The following is a 3,062-nucleotide window of genomic DNA, read 5'->3' on the forward strand; positions in this document are numbered from 1 at the left end:
CGGCGGCACGACCGCGCCGCGGCCCGGCTCCTCGCCCGGCAGGCCGGCCTCCAGGCCCACGCTGGAGATGCCGCCGCTGCGCGCGTACTCTTCGTAGTACCACTCGCCGCTGACGTTCACCACCCCGGCAGGGACCGGGGGCTCCGCTACCGGGACGCCCTTGAGGGCCTTGTCCATGAAGCGGATCCAGACGGGCAGGCTCAGCCCGCCGCCGGTCTCGCGGCTGCCCAGGTTGCGCGGCGTGTCGTAGCCGATCCAGACCACGGCCGCCACGGTCGGCTGGAAACCCGCGAACCAGGCGTCCACGGCATCGTTGGTGGTGCCGGTCTTGCCGTAGAGGTCGGGCCGCTTGAGGGTGCTCTGGGCGCGCGCGGCCGTGCCCGAGCGCGTGACCTCCTGCAGCAGGCTGCCCATGACGAAGGCATTGCGGGCGTCGATGGCGCGTGGGTTCTCCTCCGTGGCAGGCGGCTGGTAGTTCGACAGGATCCGCCCCTTGTGGTCCGTCACCCGGGTGATGAGGTAGGGGTTGATGCGGTAGCCGCCGTTGGCGAACACCGAATAGGCGGCGGCCATCTGCATCGGCGTGACCGAACCGGCGCCCAGCGCCATGGGCAGGTAGGCGGGGTGTTTGTCCGCGTCGAAGCCGAAACGCGCGACCCATTGCTGCGCCGTCTTGGGGCCGACGGCCTGCAGGATGCGGATCGACACCAGGTTCTTGGAGCGCGCCAGGCCCGCGCGCAGCGTCATCGGCCCGTCGTACTTGCCGTCGTAGTTCTTTGGCTCCCAGGGCTGGCCGCCGGTCACGCCGGCGCTGAAGAACAGCGGCGCGTCGTTGATCACCGTCGCCGGCGTGAAGCCTTTTTCCAGCGCCGCGGAGTAGATGAAGGGCTTGAAGGCGGAGCCCGGCTGGCGCCAGGCCTGGGTGACGTGGTTGAACTTGTTCTTGTCGAAGTCGAAGCCGCCCACCAGCGCGCGGATGGCGCCGGAGCGGGGGTCGATGGCGACGAAGGCCCCTTCCACCTCGGGCAGCTGCGTGATCTCCCAGGTCTTCTTCGGGGTCTGCACCACCCGGATCACGGCGCCGCGGCGCAGGCGGATGTTGGGCGGCGCCTTGTCCGAGAGGCCCGACTGGGCGGGCTTCAGGCCCTCGCCGGTGATCTCCAGCCGCTCGCCGTCGGCGCGCGCCGCGACGATTTTCTTCGGCGACACCTCAAGCGCCACCGCGGCCAGCACGTCGCCATTGTCCGGGTGGGCCGCCAGGGCGTCGTCTATGGCCTCTTCCGCCTCGGCGGGCGAGTCGGGCAGGTCCAGGAACCGCTCCGGTCCGCGGTAGTGCTGGCGCCGCTCGTAATCCATGATCCCCTGGCGCAGCGCCTGGTAGGCGACCTCCTGCTCGCCGGCGTTCAGCGTGGTGTAGACGTTCAGGCCGCGCGTGTAGGCCTCAGGGCCGTACTGCGCGAAGATCAGCTGGCGCGCCATCTCCGCCACGTACTGCGCGTGGATGCGCGTGCTGTCGGTGCTCGAGCGCAGCCGGATCGGCTCCTCCCGGGCCTCGGCCGCCTGCTCGGCGGTGATGAAGCCGTTCTCCAGCATGCGGTCGATGATGTGCAGCTGGCGCGCGCGGGCGCGCTTGGGGTTGCTGATCGGGTTGTACGCCGAGGGCGCCTTGGGCAGGCCGGCGAGCATCGCGGCCTCGGCCACGGTGATGGATTTCAGCGGCTTGCCGAAATACGTCTCGGCCGCCGCCGCAAAGCCATAGGCCCGGTTGCCCAGGTAAATCTGGTTCATGTAGATCTCGAGAATCTGGTTCTTGGTCAGCAAATGCTCGAGCTTGAATGTCAGTAATATTTCGTAAATCTTCCGAGTAAATGTTTTTTCGGAAGAAAGATAGACGTTGCGCGCCACCTGCATGGTGATGGTGGAGGCGCCCTGGCTCTTGATGCGCCCCAGGTTGGCCAGCGCCGCGCGCAGCACGCCCTTGTAGTCCACCCCGCCGTGCTGGAAGAAGCGTGCGTCCTCGATGGCCAGCACCGCCTGCGTCATGACGGGCGGGATGTCCTCGATCGGGGTCAGGTTGCGCCGTTCCTCGCCGAACTCGCCCAGCAGCGCGCCCTCGGTGGAATACACGCGCAGGGGCAGCTTCGGCCGGTAGTCGGCCAGCTCGGAGATGTCGGGGAGGTTCGGGTAGGCGACCGCCAGGCCGATGGCCACGGCCAGGACGGCGGCCAACGCCGCGGCTGCGCATAGCCCGGCCAGCCAGGCCAGCACCAGCAGGGGCCAGCGCAGCCACGCGGGCATTCGGCGGGGGGGCTCGGGGGTGCGCTTGGGTTCGGACGAGGTCATGGAGGGCGACTGTAGGCGAACCGGTGATTATAAAAATCCGGCCGCCGCCGGTGCCGGCGCGGGTCTTCGGGGCGGCCCGGTGCAAGCGTCTGCTTTTGACAACGCCGCGCCGGCATCGGCCCGGCCGGCGCGCTGGGGCCGCACCCTTGCTGCTAGCATTGATTGAAGACAAATGTCAGCTTTGGTTGCGCCTGTGCACAAATAATTCGAGGGGGGAGCCTTGGTCTCAATGGGGTCGTTATTCAAGCGCCAGCCCCTGCCTTTGCTGGGGGTGGACATCAGCTCCTCCAGCATCAAGCTGGTGGAGCTGGGGCGCGACAGCGCAGGCACGCTGGTGCTCGAGCGCTGCGTGGTCGAGCAGCTCGACCGGGGCTGGGTGAGCGACGGGAACGTCGAGAAGTTCGACGAGGTGGCCGACGCCCTGCGCCGGGCGGTCAAGAAGAGCGGCACGCGCACCAGGAACGCGGCCCTGGCGCTGCCGCCCTCGGCCGTGATCACCAAGCGGATCATCCTGCCGGGCGGCATGACCGAGCAGGAGCTGGAAGTGCAGGTCGAGTCCGAGGCAAGCCAGTACATTCCGTTCTCGCTGGACGAGGTGAGCCTTGACTTCTGCGTGGTCGGCCCGGCCAAGGGCGCGCCCGGCGATGTCGAGGTGCTGCTGGCGGCCTCCCGCAAGGAAAAGGTCCAGGATCGCGAAGGCCTGGCCGAGGCGGCCGGCC

General features: G+C 68.7%; 2 protein-coding genes. One reads left to right on the forward strand and one right to left on the reverse strand.

The genetic code is table 11. The features are described 5' to 3' along the window. The coding region (locus A612_RS08165; protein ID WP_420891024.1) for a penicillin-binding protein 1A at positions 1 to 2,343 on the reverse strand (2,343 nt) is incomplete at its 3' end. Positions 2,344 to 2,563: 220 nt separating this feature from the next. Here A612_RS08165 and pilM point away from each other — a divergent pair. Continuing rightward, positions 2,564 to 3,062: pilus assembly protein PilM (pilM, locus tag A612_RS08170; RefSeq protein ID WP_040436365.1), on the forward strand; the 499-nt coding region annotated here is incomplete at its 3' end.

This window comes from Melaminivora alkalimesophila, from assembly GCF_000282995.1.
Taxonomy (GTDB): Bacteria; Pseudomonadota; Gammaproteobacteria; order Burkholderiales; family Burkholderiaceae_C; genus Melaminivora; species Melaminivora alkalimesophila.